This window comes from Streptomyces sp. NPDC053367, from assembly GCF_044545925.1.
Taxonomy (GTDB): domain Bacteria; phylum Actinomycetota; class Actinomycetes; order Streptomycetales; family Streptomycetaceae; genus Streptomyces.
Window position 1 is genome coordinate 557,414 of sequence record NZ_JBITYN010000002.1, and the last position, 17,690, is coordinate 575,103.

Below are 17,690 nucleotides of genomic sequence, written 5' to 3' on the forward strand. Positions count from 1 at the left end.
CTCATGCCCCTCACGTCCACGCCCCCGGCACATCTATCGATCGCCTGCGTGCCCGCGGGCCGTTGGTGCACACTGCCGGGAGGTCTCCAAGAAAGGGGGTGGCGGACCTGTCCGGTGATGAGCGGCTGCGTGTCGTCTTCGTCCACGGGACCGGAGTACGCCGGGAGGGGTTCACGCGCCTGTCGGATCTGGTCCTGGACCGTCTGCGGTCGCGACTTCCCCGGGCCGAGGTGTCCGCCGTCCACTGGGGCGAGACGCACGGGGCTTCCCTCGCGGCGGGCGGCGTCTCGATTCCCCGCCGGGGCCGGGTGCGCGGCCCGTCCGAGGCCGCACCTCCGGACGAACAGGCCGCGGCGTGGGGGCTGCTGCTCGTCGACCCGCTGTGCGAACTGCGCGTGCTGGCCGAGGTGGCCGCGCAGGACGACGGCGCCGGGGCGCCCGGCGCGCTCGCCGACGGCCGCCGCGTCGCCCGTGCCCTGGAAGGCTTACCGGCCGCCCTGACCGCCGGCCCGCCCGCGAGTGACGTCCTGCAACCGGTGGGAGGAACGGCGAACGTGGCCGCGGCGGCCGAAGCCATGGCCGGCGCCGCCGAGTTCACCGACGCCTGCGACAGCGTCCCGGACGCACCCGCCGTACGGGAACTGGTGACCGCGACGGCACGCGCCGTCGTGGCGTACGCGCTGGCCGCCGCGGCCGACGGCGTGGTCTGCACGGGCGACGAACGGGACGCGGCCGTCGATCTGCTCTCCACCCGACTCGGCGGCACCGCACGGTTCCCGGGCGAGCGCGTCGCGGCGGTGCTCGGCACCCTGGCCCTGCGCGTGACGACCCAGCCCGTGCTCGACCGGTGGCGCACACCCCTCACCACCGGCGCGGTCCCCGCGCTCGGCGACATCCTGCGCTACCAGGCCCGCGGCGGGCCGCTGCGCGACCACCTGGAGCAGGTGATGAGGGCCGAGGAGGGGCCGACGGTCGTGGTCGGTCACAGCCTCGGCGGCATCGCCCTGGTGGACGTGTGCGCACTGGCCGCGATCGGGCAGACCGCCCTGCCGCAGCCCCGACTGCTGGTCACCGTGGGCTCCCAGGCACCCTTCCTGCACGAACTGGGCGCCCTGACCGGCCTGCCGCCCTCGGCCGGCCTGCCGCCGGGCTTCCCGCGCTGGCTCAACATCTACGACCGCAAGGACCTGCTCGCCTACCGGGCGGAACCGGTCTTCCCCGGCGACGCACGGGTGACCGACCACGAGGTCACCAGCCGGCAGCCGTTCCCGCTCAGCCACAGCGCCTACTGGAAACTCGACGCCGTGTACGACCGGATCGTCAAGGAGATCGAGGCGTTCGAGGCATCCCCGTGAGCACGGCCGATGCCGGGCGGCGAATCGACCCGCGCAGGATGTTCGCCCTGGTGGTCGGCATCGAGTCCTACACGATCGGCCGGGGCTGGGACCTGCCCGGCGCGGCCCGGGACGCCGTACGGTTCGCGAACTGGCTGACCGCCGGGGGAGTCCCCGAGGAACAGGTGCACGTCCTGGTGTCCCCGCTGGACAGGACCGCGGTGGACCTGCCGCAGCGGGACGTCCCGCCGCCGACCCGCGATCACGTCGAGCGGCTGCTGTTCAAGGAGTTACCCGCCTGCGACGGCGACCTGCTGTGGATCTACTGGGCCGGACACGGCTACCTGGACGACTCCCACCAGCTGCTCCTGCCGTACGCCGACGCCACCCGGGAATGGACCTGCCATCTCAACATCGAGGCCGCGCTGCGCTGGTGGAAAGGGTCCGGCGTGCAGGCGGGCCGCTTCGGCCGGCAGATAGCGATCGGCGACGCCTGCCGGGTGGACGCCCGTCTCGCACGGCAACTGTCCTTCGGCGCCGCCGAGTACGGCGCCCGCCGCCCGGACTCCGACCGGCTCCAGTTCGCCCTGTACGCCTGCCGGGTCGGCGAGCTCGCCCAGAACCTGCCCGACAGCGGCGCGGGGCAGTTCACCGACGCGCTCCTGCGCAGACTCCGGGAGACCTCGCCGCCGGCGAGCGTGAGCGAACTCGTGCCGATCGTGCGGACCGTACAGGCCGACCTCCTGGAGCTCCGGGCCGACGGGCTGGCCTGGCAGCAGCCCGAGTTCGTCGTCCACCGGGACTGGACGGGCAGCACCGTCCGCGGCGACGACCGACACCCCGACGGCCCGCCGGGGGACGGCACGACCACGCACGGCGCGGTCGTCCTCGACCAGCGGGGCTGGGACGAACTGGCGCCGCTGCTGCGGCTGCCCTGCCTGCCCTCCCACACCTACGACGCCTACCGCTGGGCGTTCGAGATCACCGACTGCGTCCATCCCGTGCGCCGTGGCCTTCCGGCGGCCGACCTGGCGGGCGTCACGCACGATCTCGACGCACGCCAGGGCCGGCGCGGACTGCCGCTGGTGCTGCCGTTCATGAGGTACCTCGCCGCCCACAGCGCCGACGAAGCGTGGGCGCAGCAGATCCTCGACTGGATCGAGTCGGCCCGGGCCCGGCTGGGCGCCCCACCCGTACCGGTGCCTCCGCGCGCCGACCCCGCGCAGGTCGGCCTGCACCTGCGGTTCGAGGAGGACGGCGAGCGTGAGGGCACCTTCTGGGTACGGACGTGGCTCTACCGCGACGACGGCTTCGAGACGCTCTGGGAGTCGGAGCGGCCGCTGGACCCGCCCGCGACCCGGCGGGCCCTGACCCGCCTGCTGGCGGAGACACGCGCGTACGACGTACGCCGCATCGAGTTCCATGTGCCGCTGGAGCTGCTCGCCGAGCCGTTCGAGTCCTGGCAGCTGCCCATCGGAAGGCGCGGCCGGTCTGTCGAGCTGGGCCGGGCGTTCGAGGTCGTGGTGCGCTGCCCGCAGGAGCGGGACGGACTGGCGGGCACCCTGTGGCGCCGCAAGTGGCGGTGGTTCAAGGCCCACGGCGGCACGGACCCGCACGCCGTACGGGAACTGCGCGACGAGACGGTGTCCATGGACCTCGGCACCCTCCTCCAGTCCGCCGAGCCCCCCGTCTGCGTACTGGCGGACGTCTCGGGGCCGAGGCTGGCGGAGACACTCGAAGCCGTGCTCGACGCCGGCGTCCCGATCGCGGTCTGGCACCGCGGCGGGGGAGAACCCGGCCGGGTCGCGGCGATCCTCGACGAGCAGCGGGACCAGGGCGAACTGAACCTCCCGCGGCTGCCGTTCCTGGTGTGGCAGTCGAGGATCCCGGACCGGCCCTGCACCACGCCGGCCGGACGCAGCTCCACGGCCGGTCTCGCGCTGCTGTGGGACGACCCCGAACGCGTACCCGAAAGGCGGGCCCTGTCATGACGGCGGAGGACTGGTGGATCTACCGGGGCTCCGGCCCCCGCGACGAGCGCCGCTCGCGGCTCGCGGCCGAGTGCCCCCCGTGGCGCACCTTCGACGGCGAGCCCGATCCCGCGTACGACTTCCCGGACCGCGACAGCCCGGCCTGGCAGGAGACCCTGCGGCGGGGAGCCGACCACGTGCCGGACACGGCGGAGGCCAACGCGGTCAACACCGCCCTGTATCTGCGCCGCCCGCTGCTGGTCACCGGGAAACCCGGCGTGGGGAAGTCCTCCCTCGCCTACAGCATCGCCGCGGACCTGGGGCTCGGCCCCGTGCTGCACTGGCCCATCACCAGCCGGAGCACCCTGCGTGACGGGCTCTACCAGTACGACGCCATCGGCCGGCTCCACGAAGCCAACCTGCGGCACCTGCGCGGCGAGAGCCCGGACCCCGACGGCGAAGGCACGTCGATCGCCCCCTACGTACGCCTCGGCCCCCTGGGCACGGCCCTGCTGCCTCGCCGCCGGCCCCGGGTGCTGCTCGTCGACGAGATCGACAAGAGCGACATCGACCTGCCCGGCGACCTGCTGACCGTCTTCGAGGAAGGTACGTACGACATCCCCGAACTCGCCCGCGTCGCCGGTCAGGCACCCCAGGTGCGGATCGGCACGCACGACGACCCCGAGGCGCTCGTCCGCGTCCAGCGCGGACTCGTACGCTGCCGGTCGTTCCCCGTCATCGTGCTGACCAGCAACGGGGAACGGGACTTCCCCCCGCCGTTCCTGCGCCGCTGCATCCGGCTCCACATGGAGCCGCCCGGCGAGGAGAAACTGGTGCAGATCGTGCGGCGGCGCCTGAGGCTGGACACGGCCGAGGCCGACCGGCACCGCGGGCTCGTCGAGCAGTTCCTGCAACGGCGCCTCGACGGCGACCTCGCCACCGACCAGCTCCTCAACGCCGTACAACTGCGGTTGCGCGGGGCCTGGCCCGGCACGGCCGGTGAGGGGGAGTTCCTCGACGCGGTTCTGCAACGCCTCACCGGACCCGGACCCTCGTGATGCTGGCGGCACTGCGCGCGGCGCTGCTGGCGGCCGGGATCGAGGCCGGACCGGAGGAACTGGCCGACATCCTCTGGCTCGCCACCCGGACCGGCGCCGCCGGCCGGCCGGGCACGGACGCGGAGACCGCCCCCGCGGCACCGCCCGACGAGCCGGCACCGACCCCTCCGGCACCGGGCGGCTCCACCACGCCGTACCCCGGCGAGGTACGCCACTACGCCGCAGCCCCACCCGGCGGCGACCCCGGTGACGCACCGCGGGGCACGCCGGTGCGGGTGCGGCGCGCGTCCGGCCTCTCCGATCCGCTCGCCCTGATGCGAGCGCTGCGCCCGCTGGCCAAGCGGACCGTGCCCGGTGTGACAGGCACGGAACTGGACGAGGAACGCACCGTCGTCGCCAGCGTCGAGCAGCACATGACGGTGCCGGTCCTCACCCCGCGCCGCAGCCGGTGGATCGACCTCGCCCTGGTCGTGGACACCCACCACTCGATGCTGCTCTGGCACGACCTGATCGACGAACTCTCCACCCTCGTCCAACGCGCCGGTGTCTTCCGGGACGTGCGCGTCTGGTTCCTCAGTGGCACCGACGGCTCGGCCCGCCCCCGGATCACCTCCGTGCGCGGCGGTGAGGCCCGCAGCCCCCAGGAGGTCACCGACCCGACGGGGCACCGGCTGACCGTGGTCCTGACGGACGGAGTGGCCCCCGGCTGGGGCACCGGCGCCGTGCACGACGTACTGCGGCACTGGGCCGTGCACAGCCCGCTCTGCATGGTCCACCTGCTGCCCCGCAGACTGTGGGGCAGCGCCGCGTTGCCGACGACCGGACTGCTGGTGCAGGCCAGTCAGCCCGCCGCCCCCAACGCGTCCTGGCGGCTGCTGCCGGCCCGCGCCCGCCGCCGGCGCCCCGACCGGGAGCGGTTACCGGAGCTGTCCGGGACGATCGCCGTTCCCGTCGTCGAGGCCACCGCGTCCGGACTGGGTTCCCTGGCCTCGATCGTCGACGGAGGCGGGCGATGGCACCGGACGTCCTGTCTGGCCGTCCCGAAAGCCCCGGCGCCCGTGCCGGACCCACCCGCGCCGGAGCCCGCGCTGCCCGGCCCGGCCGCTCTGCGGCGGTTCCAGGAGACCGCCTCGCCCCTCGCCCGGGAGCTGGCCGGCTGTCTGTCGGCGGTGCCGCTGACGCTGCCCGTGATGACCCTCGTCCGCCGGGTGATGCTGCCCGAGGCGGAGCACGGGCATCTCGCCGAGGTGGCACTGGGCGGACTGCTCGTCCCCTGGGAGCAGGCGGGCGAGCGGCCCCCCGGCGACATGGCCGTGTTCTCCTTCGACTTCCTGCCCGGTGTGCGCGAGGCTCTGCTGGGAGCGCAGCGCCGCCAGGACGTGACGGCCGTGCAGGAGTTGGTGCGCCGCAGGATGGGCCGCCTTCTGGAGCACGGTCCCGGCCCCGGCACCGACTTCCCCGCGGTCCGCGTTGCCTCGGGCGAGGCGGTCGGCACGGACGCCGGCCGGGCGACCGGGGCGGGTGCCCGGCCGTTCGCCGAGTCCGCCGCCGGCGCCTCGACGACAGTGGCGGGGGAGTCGGACGCGGTGGCCCCGGGGGTCCATCCGTTCCCCTTCACGGAGCGGGCTCGGGACCTCCCGGAGTACGTGGAGCGGGACTTCGACACCGAGCTGCGAGCGGCCGTGCGGCGTGCCGCTGCCGGGGACCGGGTCCGCGTGGTCCTGGTCGGCGACGCGCTGGCGGGGAAGTCGCGTTCCGCCGTGGAGGCGGTGAAGGCCGTCCTGCCCGGCTGGCCGGTCCACGCGCCGGGCGAGGGCCCCCGCGGTCGGGAGGCCCTGCCGCCGTCCGGCTCCCGGACGGTGCTGTGGCTCGACGATCTGGAGCGGTTCGGCCACGTCGAGGCACTTCTGCGCTCCGCGGACACGCCACGGCTCGTGCTGGCCACCGTCCGGTCGGACCACTGGGAGAGGCTGCGCCGTGACCCGGCCTGGAAGGACGCCACGGTGATCCGCGTCCCGCTCCCGCTGACCGCCGCCGAGGCGGAGCGCGCCCGCACCCTCTTGGCACACCACGACACCCCCCTGCTCGAAGCCGCGCTGGACATGGCCGCGCACGGCAGCGGTTTCCGGGGCCTCACGGTCGTCCCGGCGCTGCACGACGCCTACCGGCGCGCCGACGACCAGGTGCGGGCCCTGGTCGACGCCGCGGCGGGCGCTCTCTCCCTGGGCTGCCGCACCCCCCTGCCGGCCCAGGTGCTGGCGAGCGCGGCCAGGGACCACCTGCCGAGCCCGAGACAGATAGTCGCCGGGGAACTGCCGCGTGTGCTGGAGCGCGCCACCGCCGCCGTCGTCGGCGGCACCGCCCTGCTGGCCAGGCACGTGGCTCCCGGCGAGATCACCTACTACGCGCACGAGGTGCTGGTGAGCACACTGGCCGCGCAACACCTGCTGCGGTGGCCGGCCTCCCTCCTGGACGCGCTCGGACGGCACGCGTCCCGCCCCGACCTCGCAGCCGTGATCCAGTGCGCCCGCGAACGCGGACTTCGCGTCCCCGAGTGGCCCGTCGACCGACTGGGACCCTCCCCGGACGGCGTGGCCGTACGCCTGTGGGACCGGGAGCGGGACCGCCCGCTGTGCTCGGGCGTGCTGCTCAGCGCGTCCCTCGTCGCCGCGCCGGCCCGCTCCCTGCGCGAGCCGTTGCCCCGGGTGCGTATCTCCTACGCGGCGGACCCGGCCGCCGAACGGCACGCGCCCGAGGCCGACTCGCTGGACGAGGCGACCGGCCTGGCGTTCTTCTCGCTGCCGGACGCCTCGAAAGGCGTCGCCGCGCTCAGCCTGACCGACCCGGCCCCGGGGCAGCGGTTCACGGTGGTCGGCGCACCGCCGTACCGAACCCTGGGGCCGACGTCCTACGTCTTCGTCGACACCACAGCGGTAACCCACGACACGCTCCGGCCGCAGCCGTCGGCACACTGGTCGAGCCGCACGGTGACCGGCGCTCCCGTGGTCGACGAGGCCGGGCGCATCGCGGGGATCGTCACGGACGTCACGGACGCCGGCCTCACCCTGCGGACCGCCCGGGACATCGCCGCCGCGGCGGACAGGGCACACCCGCGACCCACCCGGCAGCGACAGCCCGGCCAGGCCGCGCCGGCACCGCGGCAGGACACCCGGGAAGGGCAATGGGCGGCCTTCGGCAACCCGGTGCCGTTCCTGGCCCGGCTCGAACGACGCGACCGCGAGAGACTGCTCGCCCTCGGCCGCGCCCGCACCTACGCCCGCCGCGAGGTCCTCCTGCGCCGGAACGACCCGAGCCGCGAGGTGCTGCTCATCGTCTCCGGCCGGGCCAAGGTGACCGCGTCCAGCCCGCACGGCTACGAGGCCCTGTTGGGCCTGCGCGGGCCGGGTGACCTGGTGGGCGAGGAGGCGTCTCTGGACGGAGGTCCCAGAAGCGTGACGGTCACCGCGCTGGAGCAGGTCGACGTCGTCGCCATGACGGGCGACACCTTGAGCCGCTTCCTGCAGCGGCATCCGGCGGTGTCTCAGCACTTGCTCGCGGTCATGACCGAGCGGATGCGGCAGGCCGACCGGCGCCATCTGCAGCATGCGTCGATGACCACACGGGAACGCCTCGCCGCACTGCTGCTGGACCTGGCGCGCACCCACGGCCGCCGTACGGAGGCCGGCATCCTGCTCGACCTGCCGCTGACGAACCAGGAACTCGCCGGGGCCGTGGGAGCGAGCAGAGAGGCGACCCAGCGGACGCTCAAAGAGCTGCGCGGACGGAACATCGTGGCGACGAGCCGGAACGGCATCGAGATCCTCCACCCGGAACAACTGCGGGCTGTCGCCGGCCCGCAGAGCGATCCCCGCGCCACCGCCGACGTCCCGCCCCCGGGCGGTCCCACCCAGGAGGACCGGAAGGTCGAGGTCGCCCTCAGGCGGGGCCCGCCTCCCGCCGGACAACCGCCCACCCGCCTGGTCCTGGTCGCGGCCGCCTACCTGGCGAGCGATCCGTACGGCGATCCGGCGTACGTGGTGCACGGGGGCAGCGTCCCGCCGGACGGCGCGATGTACCCGCACCCGAGCGGCGACGGGCCGGGCCTCGGAGGGGACGAGGTGATGACCCTGGAGCTCGACCGGATCGACGCCCGGTACGCACGCGTCGTCCTCGGCGTCCTGCTGCAACAGGGCCCGCCACACGGCTCCTTCGCCGACGTACCGGCCCTGAGCCTGCGCATCCGCGAAGGAGACGCCGTGCTCCACGAATACGGCTTCGCCGGGGTCCCGCGGGCGACGGCAGCCTCCACGGGGGAGTTCGTGCGCGACGCGTCGGGTTCCTGGACCTTCCGCGGCGGGGTCCGTCCCGTCGACCCCGGTGAGGGTGACGTGGCTTCCTTCACGGCGGTCATGGGCGGCGGACCGCGATGAGGCCGCGCGGGTCCCGGTAGAGCAAGGTCCGTCCGTGAGGGCGGAGTTGACCATCGCGCGGGCCGGCCTCGGTGGGGAACGGAGATACCCGCTGTACGTCGCGGCGCCGGTGGAGACCGAGATGCCCGCTGTACGTCGACGGCGCCGGTGGGGATCGAAAAGCCCGTTGTACGTCGACGGCGCCGGTGGGGATCGAAAAGCCCGCTGTACGTCGACGGCCCCGGTGGCCACGGGCCCCGGCAGCACGGACGGCCGAAACTTGGTATGGACCTGACAACGGGTGAGGGTCTAGCGTGCCGTCAGACATTCTGAGAGCGCTCTCAGCAAGCTCCCCGCTCTTCCCCCACCAGGAGGCCCAGTGAAACGCACCCTCACCCCGCGTGCCCTCGTCGTGGCCCTGCTGCTCGCGGCCGGGCTCGGCACCACCCAGGCGGGGTCGGCGAACGGCGCTCCCGCCGCCGCACCTCCCCAGGACTCCTCCTCCGTCTCGCCCGGCCTGCTCGAAGCCATGCGCCGGGACCTCGGGCTGACGGCGGAACAGGCGACGCGGCGCCTGCGCGCCGAGCGGGCCGCGACCGGTGTCGAGAAGGCGGCTCGCGCCGAGGCCGCGGGTGCCTACGCCGGCTCCTGGTTCGAACCGGCCACGGGCCGGCTCGTCGTCGCCGTCACCGACCGCGCCAAGGCACCGGCGATCCGCGCACTGGGCGCCGACACCCGCCTCGTCCGGCACAGCGCCGCCACCCTGAACCGGGTCAAGACGCATCTGGACTCCCTCACCGCCCCGGCGGGCGTCGCGGGCTGGTACGTCGACGCGAAGGCCAACAGCGTGGTGATCGACGTGGTGAGCGCCCAGCGGACGGCACCCGCGGTACGCGCCTTCGTCGAGCGGGCCCGCGCCGCCGGCCCCGTCAGCGTCGCCCGGACGCCCGAGATGCCGCGCACCTACGCGGCGGGCACGGTCGGCGGCGACCCCTACTACACCGGCAACGTCCGCTGCTCGATCGGCTTCTCCGTGTACGGCGGCTTCGTCACGGCCGGGCACTGCGGACGGGCCGGCGCGGCCGTGCGCGGCTGGGACGGCTCCGCGATGGGCACGTTCCAGGGCTCCTCGTTCCCCGGCGACGACTACGCCTACGTCAGCATCCACAGCGGCTGGTGGACCGTGCCGGTGGTGCTCGGCTGGGGAACCGTCCCCGACCGGCTGGTCCGCGGCTCCGCCGAAGCACCGGTGGGCACGTCGATCTGCCGCTCCGGGTCCACGACACACTGGCGCTGCGGCACGGTCCTGGCGAAGAACGAGACGGTCAACTACAGCCAGGGCGCGGTCCACCAGATGACCAAGACCAGCGTCTGCGCGGAGGGCGGCGACTCCGGCGGGGCATTCATCAGCGGCGACCAGGCACAGGGCGTCACCTCCGGCGGCTGGGGCAACTGCTCCACCGGCGGCGAGACATGGTTCCAGCCGGTGAACGAGATCCTCGGCCGGTACGGTCTGACTCTCCACACCGCCTGACGATCAGGTCGGTCCGTCGGGACACACCTCTGCCGCGAACGGGCAGACCTGCGACGGCCGGTTGATCACGGCGTGCCGGCGAGCGCACGGCGGTCCTTCTCCGCCGAGCGGCCGAGGTGGCGCCGAGTGGTCGAGGTGGCTCCGGGACTGAGCCTGCCGGCCGCAAGCGGCCCCTGCCCCGATGCGTGGCAGGGGCCGCGGCGGCCGCGGGACAGGTGGGGGGGCCGACCGCTGGCCGCAGTGCCACGTGTGCCCCGGCACCGCTGCCGGTCGTGTGAGAAGGGGTCCGGTGCCGTGTGCACCGGACCCCTGCCTCTGCTCCGCGCCCTTCCCCGGCGCAACACCATCAGTGGCGGAAGCGGTCCTTCACGCCCTCCTTGGTGGCCCGGGCCTTGCCCCGAGCCTCCAGCGCGGCACCCTTGGCGGCGGTGGTGTTCTTGCCCATCGCGTACGCCACCTTGCGCACCGCCTTCCCGACAACCTGCTCCGTTGCGGCCTTGACCTTCTCCCTGGCGCTCATGTCGGTCCCTTCGTCGATGCCACCAGGATGCGCCTGCCCCTGGGCCGAAGCGAAAACAAGGCAAGCGGTCCCTTGGCCCGCCGCGACGGGCTGCGGCTGGCGGAGCTGAGCGACCGCCGCTGGTTCCGGTTCCCGCAGGGCACGGACACCGCCATGCAGTCGTACCGGAACGGGGGCGGGCCGCGCGAGGGCCCAGTGGTGCGCGACGTCCAGGAATGCCTGCGGGCCGGCAACGGGTGCCGCCGCAGCTCGCGAACGACCCGAACCCTGGCGCCCCGCGCGAGCGCTTCCGGCGCGGCGAACCCCTGCCGTTCCCTTCTCGCGCCGGAAGGGCCGCTGTCCCGTCGAGAAGCGGAGGGGCCCGACCCCTGCTCGCCATGCCGGTGCTTCGGGTGCTCTCTCGTCACAGTGACAACTCCGGTTGCGCCTGTGACTCAAGCGCGGACCATGGGGTGGAGAACAGGAGATGCCGTGCTGTCCACCGCGCTCCGAAATCGTCGCCGCTCTGCTGGTCGCAGAGATCGTGGGAGAGGCCGCGTCCCTGCGGCACCAGGGCATGCGAGACCAAAGGCAACGCGGGAGCTCGCGTCGCGCGTGACGCCCCCTCCTGGGGCGCCCCGGCCGCGGCGCAGCAGGAAGGTGCCGATCCGGTGGGAAGGGCCACCCGGACGAGAGGGCTTCTTCGCTGCGGCTGTCCTGCGCGCGGTCGTCGACTGCCGGCAGGCCCGGGTGAAGGCGGGCTGAGCCGGCCCCCCGTCCGCTTCGTACCGCTTGTGAATCCTGGGGAGAGTCCATGACTGAAACGACCGATCCGCTCGACCTGTGGACGAATCGTCTGCTCCGGCTGGGTGAGGGCATCTCGCCGGAGGCCGCCCGCACGTTCGTGCACGACCTGTACACCCACGCCCAGGCCGACCAGGACGCGGAACGGGCCGAAGCCGACTTCGAGCGAGAGGAATGATGCGGATGGGCCGTTTGTCACCGGGTTCTCGCGAGGAGGCCCACCGTTTCGAGGAGCGGTCGACATGCGCTGACGGGCCCCGGCCCATCGGCCGTCACCCCCATCACCCCAGACCGCGAAGAGAGCAGCCCGTCCACCCGACGGGTCCCCCCCTCTCGTCCCGCCGGGGGAGAGCGGCATGGTCACGGTTGCCACCGTCGCACCGGCCCAGCCGTTCGGCCGGGACGGCGAGCCGGCTGTCCTGCACGGTGCGTCGAAACCTGGCAGATCGGACTGCTCGCGAGACGCTGCCTGTATGACAGCAGCTTCGCCTTCCCCCGACACCCAGTACCGCTTCGACGACCTGACCGCTCTCTACATCAACTGCACCCTCAAACCCTCCCCGCAGCTCAGCCACACCCAAGGTCTGATCGACAGAAGCGCGGACATCATGATGTCGCGCGGTGTCACCACCTCCGAATTCCGCGCCGTCGACCACGACATCGCGCCCGGTGTGTACCCGGACATGACCCAGCACGGCTTCGCCACCGACGAATGGCCCGCGCTCTACGAACGGGTGATGGCCGCCGACATCCTGGTCATCGCCGGGCCCATCTGGCTCGGCGACAACAGCTCCGTGACGAAGAGGGTGATCGAGCGCCTCTACGCCTGCTCCAGCCTCCTCAACCCGCAGGGGCAGTACGCCTATTACGGCCGCGTCGGCGGCTGCCTGATCACGGGCAACGAGGACGGTGTGAAGCACTGCGCGATGAACGTCCTCTACAGCCTCCAGCACCTCGGATACACGATCCCGCCCCAGGCGGACGCAGGCTGGATCGGCGCTGCCGGCCCGGGGCCCTCGTATCTCGACCCGGGCTCGGGTGGCCCGGAGAACGACTTCACCAACCGCAACACCTCCTTCATGGCCTGGAACCTGATGCACCTCGCGGCGCTGCTGAAGCGCTCCGGCGGCGTACCGGCCTACGGCAACCAGCGGACGCAGTGGGACGCCGGCTGCCGCCCGGGAGCAGACAACCCAGAACACCGGTAGAGCGCGCCGCGCGGGGTCCGAACCCGGTGTCGGCCCGAGTGGACGGGGTATCCCCACACGGCGGTGTCCGGCGAAGGGGGAGGGGCGACGTGTCCGACGAGCGGCGGTGGATCCTGCGGTGTACCTGGCCGGTCGGACGCGGAGCCGGGACGGCCTGTGTCGGCTACTGGGTCGACGGCGAGCCGTACGCCGGCTTCGCCGACGGTCCTCCGTGGCAGTCCTTCGAAGGCCGCGTCACCGATCGAACCCGCCTGCGAGTGACGGACACCGAGGTGGTCCGATGGCGGGATGCCATGCTCGCCTACGCCACCGAGACCGTCTCGGCCGCCGACATGCTGTGGGAGGCCCACATGCGGGCCCACCGTCGCTGGTGGGCCCGCAAGCTGCCGTTGATCGGTCGGCGGATCGCGCACCGCCTGCGGCGGACCGAGGATGCCTGCACCGCCCGGCTGGCGGCAGCCGACGCGGTGTATGCCGAGGTGCGGGCGGAGATCGAGGCGCGGATCGCCGCGGTGAAGGAGGAGGCGCGGGCAGCCCGTGAGCGGGAACAGGCCCGTGCGGAGGCCGGGAGGCTCGCGCTGCGGGCCGAGTGGGACCGCTGGAAGAAGCGGCAGGCCGACGCGGCGCGCGCCGCCGACCTGCGGGTGTGGACGTGGGAGCACGACGCGGAGGTGTTCCGGGTGCTCGCGCACGACGCCGGTCGGCACGCACAAGCACCCTTGAGCGCACGCGAACTGGCGAGGCTGGTAGTCGTACTGGGCGGGCGTGGCTGCCGTCGCGTGGAGTGGGAGGCGGCTGCCCGGCGACCGGCGGAGGAGGTGATCGGCGCCGAGGCGTTCGGGCCGTGGTGGTGGGCTCTCGTCCGTGTCACGGTCAACACCCAGGCGCTGCGGGTGGCCGAAAGGGACATCGTCGCCACCACCGTACGGGTAGGGGCGGCGCTCGACGCGGCGGGGCGGCCGGGCATCGGGACGTACACCGCGACCTCTTACGACTCCGTGCGGGGCTGGCCCCTCACCCTGCGCCGGCCGACACATGTGCCGCCGCCGCGGGTCACTCCTCCGACCCGGCGCTGGGCCCCGGACCGTCACCGGTGGTGGTACGGCAGCTACGAAGCCGGGTTGCGCGACAGCGGCACGCTGGTGCTGACGATGGCGGACAGGGCGCCGGGAAGCGTCGGATTCGCCGTCGAGACGACGGAGACCGTCTACCACCAGCACAAGCGCAAGAAGTGGCTGCGCCAAACCCCCGAGAGGAAGGCACGATCCCTGCTGGACGACAAGGTCCGTTCCATCGGCGACTGGAGGAACGAGGACTTCGACTTCCGTCTCTCGGACTACGCCGCCGCCTCCGAGTTCGTCCCCTTCGTCCAGGCGCTCGCGGACATGGTGACGAGCGCCCTGCTCGACACGGCCCGCCGCCACGGCGTGAGCGTCTGACCGCGACCGGCACGGTGACCGGAAGGTGCGGGGCCGCGGTCGTGGCGCCTCGGTGCACGGCGGCGCGGTGGTGACCGCTACGCGGCACCCGGCCTCCGCCCCGTGGCGGCTGGCCGGTCGGCTTCGGTACCCCGGTCACCACGCCCTCTTCGGCCGTGGGCGTCCCCTCGACCTCCCGGCCCCCTCCGTAAGACGGGCCGCTATGGGCAGTTCAGCTGTCCACGATGGGGAGTTCGGCAAGTGCCTTGCGGGCCCGTTCGCCGACGTCGGCTCGGCCCACCTCGTGGTGGGCGACCGGGAACCTGCGCGCCGGCGGCTTGTCGCTCCACTCGTACGTGGCACGGGCCGCGCGGCGGACGTACACCATGGCCCCCACCATGTTCTGGTGGAAGACCACCTCCAGCTCGGCGAAGCGGTCGACTCCGCGACTGCGGTCGGTCAGGAAGAAGATCTGGTAGGTACCCCGGTGGGCCTCCGCATGGGGGATGTACTCGTCGATGAGCTGCGAGTTGTCGACGTGGTAGCCCTCCTCGGCGAAGGCGTCCAGGACAGCCTCGTACAGCGGCGGTGCCGCGATGTGCAGGAAATCCAGGTCCCGGACGGGCGAGGAGGACTCCCAGTTGAGGCGGGTGACGAGGGAGACGTCGACACCGAGCGCCTGGCCGTGGAGCTCGGTGACCGGGCACTCCCAGGGCAGCTCGCCGGTGAACGTGACCACCTTCTCCTCACCGGGCGCCAGCGTCAGCTGATGCCGGTCGGTGCTCAGGCCGACGATCTCGTCGTCGTCGAGGGAGCCGTTGTAGGAGTGGGCCTTTCCGATGACGTCGAGGTTGAGCCATTCGACGTGGAGGCCCTTGCTGCCGCCCTTCAGGACGACCTGCCCCTCGATGGTGCTTCCGGGCCGCGGAGCGACCGTGGTGATCTGGGTGTCGATCTCCGGCGGTTCCTGCTCGCCCGCGTCGCCCCCGATGCCGAACAGTCTGCGAAAACCCATCCCCGGACCCCTCCCCTGTGATCGGAGGATCATGCTACGAGACGCGTGCGTGCGGCCTGTACCTGAGGGCCCGGCCCTGGATGCGGCGTTGACGTGAGGACGCTCTGTCTCACGGCAACCCCTTGCGGCGTCTGCGACCACAAGGAGTCGGATCCGGTCATCGCGGTGCCCGGTTCTGTCTTTCCGGTGAACGGTATGCAAGGAGAACACCCCCCATGAACAACCCCACGAACGGCGTGCGCCGCGGGCGTCACCGCCGTCGCTGGACCGCAACCGGCCTGCTGCTCGGCGTGCCCGCCCTCGTCGTGCCGTACTTCCTCTTCGCCCAGGAGGAGTCGCAGGCCGGCCCGGCGCAGACGGCGGCCGGACCGTACGTGTGGAGGAACGCCCAGGTGGTGGGCGGCGGTTACGTCACGGGGCTGGTGTTCAACCCGCGGGAGAAGGGCCTGTTGTACGCCCGTACCGACATGGGCGGCGCCTACCGCTGGGACACCGGGGCCCAGCGGTGGATCCCGCTGACCGACTGGCTCGGCGAGAAGGACTGGAACCTGCTCGGCATCGACTCGGTGGCCACCGACCCCGTCGACCCCAGGAGGCTCTACCTCGCCGCGGGCACCTACACCAACGAGTGGGCGGGCAACGGCGCGATCCTGCGCTCGGCCGACCGCGGCCGCACCTTCAAGCGCACCGAGCTGCCGTTCAAGCTCGGCGGCAACGAGGACGGCCGGGGCGCCGGCGAACGGCTGGCCGTCGACCCCGCACACCACGGCACCCTGCTGCTCGGCACCCGCAAGAACGGCCTGTGGCGCAGCACCGACCACGGCGTGACCTGGAAGCAGATTTCCTCGTTCCCGGTCAAGGACGGCGCGAGCAGCGGCGCGGGCGTGGCCTTCGTGACGTACGGTCCGGCCGGCAGCAGGACCGTCTACGCCGGTGTCGCCGACTCCTCCACCTCCCTGTACCGCTCCACCGACGGCGGCAGCACCTGGCGGGCCGTCCCCGGCGGGCCCACCGGGCAGCTTCCGCAGCACGGCGTGCTCTCCGGCGACGGCTCGCTGTACCTGACGTACACCGACGACCTCGGGCCCAACGGCGTGACGGGGGGCTCGGTGTGGAAGTACACGCCGGGCAGCGGGGCGTGGAGGAACGTCTCCCCGTCCCGGGGTTCCTACGGGTTCTCCGGTCTGGCCGTCGACCCCCGCAGACCGGCCACGGTGATGGTCACCACCCTCGGCCGCTGGTGGCCCGAGGACGAGATCTACCGCAGCACCGACGGTGGCACGACCTGGAAGGCTCTGGCGGCGAAGTCGGTGCGCAACGCGTCCGGCGCGCCCTACGTCGGCACGCACACCGGGCACTGGATGACCGCCCTGGCCATCGACCCCTTCGACTCCGGGCATGTGCTGTACGGCACCGGCAACGGCATCTGGCGCAGCAAGGACGCCACGGCCACCGACACCGGCGGCACCAGCCACTGGGCGTCGGGCGCCCGGGGGCTCGAGGAGACCGCGCTGATGGACGCGATCGCCCCGCCCGGCGGTGCCACCGTCGTCACCGCCATGGGCGACCAGGGCGGTTTCCGCCACGACTCCCTGAGCAGGGTGCCCGCGGGGCGGCTGTCCGACCCGATGATGACCAACAGCACCGACATCGACTTCGCCCAGTCCAGGCCCGCGTCGATGGTCCGCGTCGGTACGGGCGGCGCACAGGACGGCGCCTTGTCCACCGACGGCGGCCGCACCTGGAAGGGCTTCGGGGCGGAGCCGGTGACCGGCGCCGGCAGCGGCCACATCGCGCTCGCGGCCGACGGCTCCGCCATCGTCTGGACCCAGGCCGGCCAGGCCCCCTACCGCTCCACCGACAAGGGGGCGAGCTGGTCGCAGGTCCACGGCCTGGGCGCCGGCGCCGTGGTCGTCGCCGACCGTTCCTCGGCCGGCACCTTCTACTCCCTGTCCGGCGGCACGCTCCACGCCAGCACCGACGGCGGCGCGACCTTCACCGCCCGCGCCTTCGGCCTGCCCGCCGACGGCCGTCTCACCGCCGTCCCCGGTGTCGCCGGGGACCTGTGGATCGCCGGCGGCGGCAAGGGACTGCTGCACTCCACCGACGGCGGCCGCACCTTCACCACGCTCACCACCGTGCGGTCGGCCTCCGCCCTCGGCTTCGGCAAGGCCGCGCCGCGCGCCTCCTACCAGGCGCTGTACCTGATCGGCACCGTCGGGAACGTCACGGGGGTCTTCCGCTCCACCGACCGGGGTGCCACCTGGCTCCGCGTCAACGACGACGCCCACCAGTGGGGCGGCATCGGTGGCGTCGGTGTGATCACCGGCGACCCCGACACCTTCGGCCGCGTCTACGTCGGCACCAACGGACGCGGTCTCCAGTACGGCGACCCGTCGTGAGCCCTCGCCGCGCGGCGGGGCCGCAGGTGACCGGGCAGC

Annotated in this window: 11 protein-coding genes and 1 pseudogene; 10 read left to right on the forward strand and 2 right to left on the reverse strand. The window is 73.3% G+C overall.

Annotated elements, in window-relative coordinates:
• The first annotated feature begins 98 nt into the window (after positions 1-98).
• The 5 genes from ACIGXJ_RS09035 (at position 99) to ACIGXJ_RS09055 (ending at position 10,305) form a co-directional block, all read left to right on the forward strand.
• On the forward strand, positions 99-1,355 hold the full coding sequence (locus tag ACIGXJ_RS09035; RefSeq protein ID WP_399642672.1) for a hypothetical protein: 1,257 nt from the start codon (positions 99-101) through the stop codon (positions 1,353-1,355).
• A complete protein-coding gene (locus ACIGXJ_RS09040; protein ID WP_399642673.1) occupies positions 1,352-3,325 on the forward strand; it encodes a hypothetical protein in 1,974 nt (657 codons plus the stop codon). The genes ACIGXJ_RS09035 and ACIGXJ_RS09040 overlap by 4 nt, the downstream gene beginning before the upstream one ends.
• Entirely contained in the window at positions 3,322-4,362 is a 1,041-nt protein-coding gene (locus ACIGXJ_RS09045; RefSeq protein WP_399642674.1) for an AAA family ATPase, read from the forward strand. The genes ACIGXJ_RS09040 and ACIGXJ_RS09045 overlap by 4 nt, the downstream gene beginning before the upstream one ends.
• Positions 4,362-8,792, forward strand: a complete 4,431-nt coding sequence (locus tag ACIGXJ_RS09050; RefSeq protein WP_399642675.1) for an SAV_2336 N-terminal domain-related protein — start codon at positions 4,362-4,364, stop codon at positions 8,790-8,792. Before ACIGXJ_RS09045 ends, ACIGXJ_RS09050 begins: the two co-directional genes overlap by 1 nt.
• 358 nt (positions 8,793-9,150) lie before the next feature.
• Positions 9,151-10,305 carry a S1 family peptidase gene (locus ACIGXJ_RS09055; RefSeq protein WP_399642676.1) on the forward strand — a complete coding sequence of 385 codons (1,155 nt, stop codon included), beginning with the start codon at positions 9,151-9,153 and terminating at the stop codon, positions 10,303-10,305.
• A 346-nt stretch (positions 10,306-10,651) separates the two neighbouring features.
• On the opposite strand, the gene ACIGXJ_RS09060 is transcribed toward ACIGXJ_RS09055, so the two are convergent.
• Positions 10,652-10,825, reverse strand: coding sequence for a hypothetical protein (locus ACIGXJ_RS09060; protein WP_399642677.1), 174 nt, complete (start codon positions 10,823-10,825; stop codon positions 10,652-10,654).
• Between the two features lie 57 nt (positions 10,826-10,882).
• On the opposite strand from ACIGXJ_RS09060, the pseudogene ACIGXJ_RS09065 reads away from it, so the two are divergent.
• The 4 genes and pseudogenes from ACIGXJ_RS09065 to ACIGXJ_RS09080 form a co-directional block, all read left to right on the forward strand.
• Positions 10,883-11,053, forward strand: a pseudogene (locus tag ACIGXJ_RS09065) (LysR family transcriptional regulator); the annotation flags it as partial.
• Between the two features lie 565 nt (positions 11,054-11,618).
• Positions 11,619-11,786: a hypothetical protein gene (locus ACIGXJ_RS09070; protein WP_399642678.1), complete on the forward strand. Its 168-nt coding sequence runs from the start codon at positions 11,619-11,621 to the stop codon at positions 11,784-11,786.
• Between the two features lie 295 nt (positions 11,787-12,081).
• Positions 12,082-12,816, forward strand: a complete 735-nt coding sequence (locus tag ACIGXJ_RS09075; protein ID WP_399642679.1) for a flavodoxin family protein — start codon at positions 12,082-12,084, stop codon at positions 12,814-12,816.
• An 89-nt stretch (positions 12,817-12,905) separates the two neighbouring features.
• Positions 12,906-14,255 (forward strand): hypothetical protein, encoded by a 1,350-nt coding sequence (locus tag ACIGXJ_RS09080; RefSeq protein WP_399642680.1) that lies wholly within the window; start codon positions 12,906-12,908, stop codon positions 14,253-14,255.
• Between the two features lie 211 nt (positions 14,256-14,466).
• On the opposite strand, the gene ACIGXJ_RS09085 is transcribed toward ACIGXJ_RS09080, so the two are convergent.
• Positions 14,467-15,249: a sporulation protein gene (locus tag ACIGXJ_RS09085; protein WP_399642681.1), complete on the reverse strand. Its 783-nt coding sequence runs from the start codon at positions 15,247-15,249 to the stop codon at positions 14,467-14,469.
• Between the two features lie 215 nt (positions 15,250-15,464).
• Between ACIGXJ_RS09085 and ACIGXJ_RS09090 the strand changes: the two genes are divergently transcribed.
• Complete coding sequence (locus tag ACIGXJ_RS09090) at positions 15,465-17,651, forward strand: WD40/YVTN/BNR-like repeat-containing protein (protein WP_399642682.1); 2,187 nt, start codon at positions 15,465-15,467, stop codon at positions 17,649-17,651.
• Positions 17,652-17,690 lie beyond the last annotated feature (39 nt).

Coding starts and splice junctions, on each gene's coding strand:
- ACIGXJ_RS09045 (WP_399642674.1), top strand. CDS start 3,322: ATGACGGCGGAGGACTGGTGGATCTACCGGGGCTCCGGCCCCCGCGAC.
- ACIGXJ_RS09050 (WP_399642675.1), top strand. CDS start 4,362: ATGCTGGCGGCACTGCGCGCGGCGCTGCTGGCGGCCGGGATCGAGGCC.
- ACIGXJ_RS09060 (WP_399642677.1), bottom strand. CDS start 10,825: ATGAGCGCCAGGGAGAAGGTCAAGGCCGCAACGGAGCAGGTTGTCGGG.
- ACIGXJ_RS09070 (WP_399642678.1), top strand. CDS start 11,619: ATGACTGAAACGACCGATCCGCTCGACCTGTGGACGAATCGTCTGCTC.
- ACIGXJ_RS09075 (WP_399642679.1), top strand. CDS start 12,082: ATGACAGCAGCTTCGCCTTCCCCCGACACCCAGTACCGCTTCGACGAC.
- ACIGXJ_RS09085 (WP_399642681.1), bottom strand. CDS start 15,249: ATGGGTTTTCGCAGACTGTTCGGCATCGGGGGCGACGCGGGCGAGCAG.
- ACIGXJ_RS09090 (WP_399642682.1), top strand. CDS start 15,465: ATGAACAACCCCACGAACGGCGTGCGCCGCGGGCGTCACCGCCGTCGC.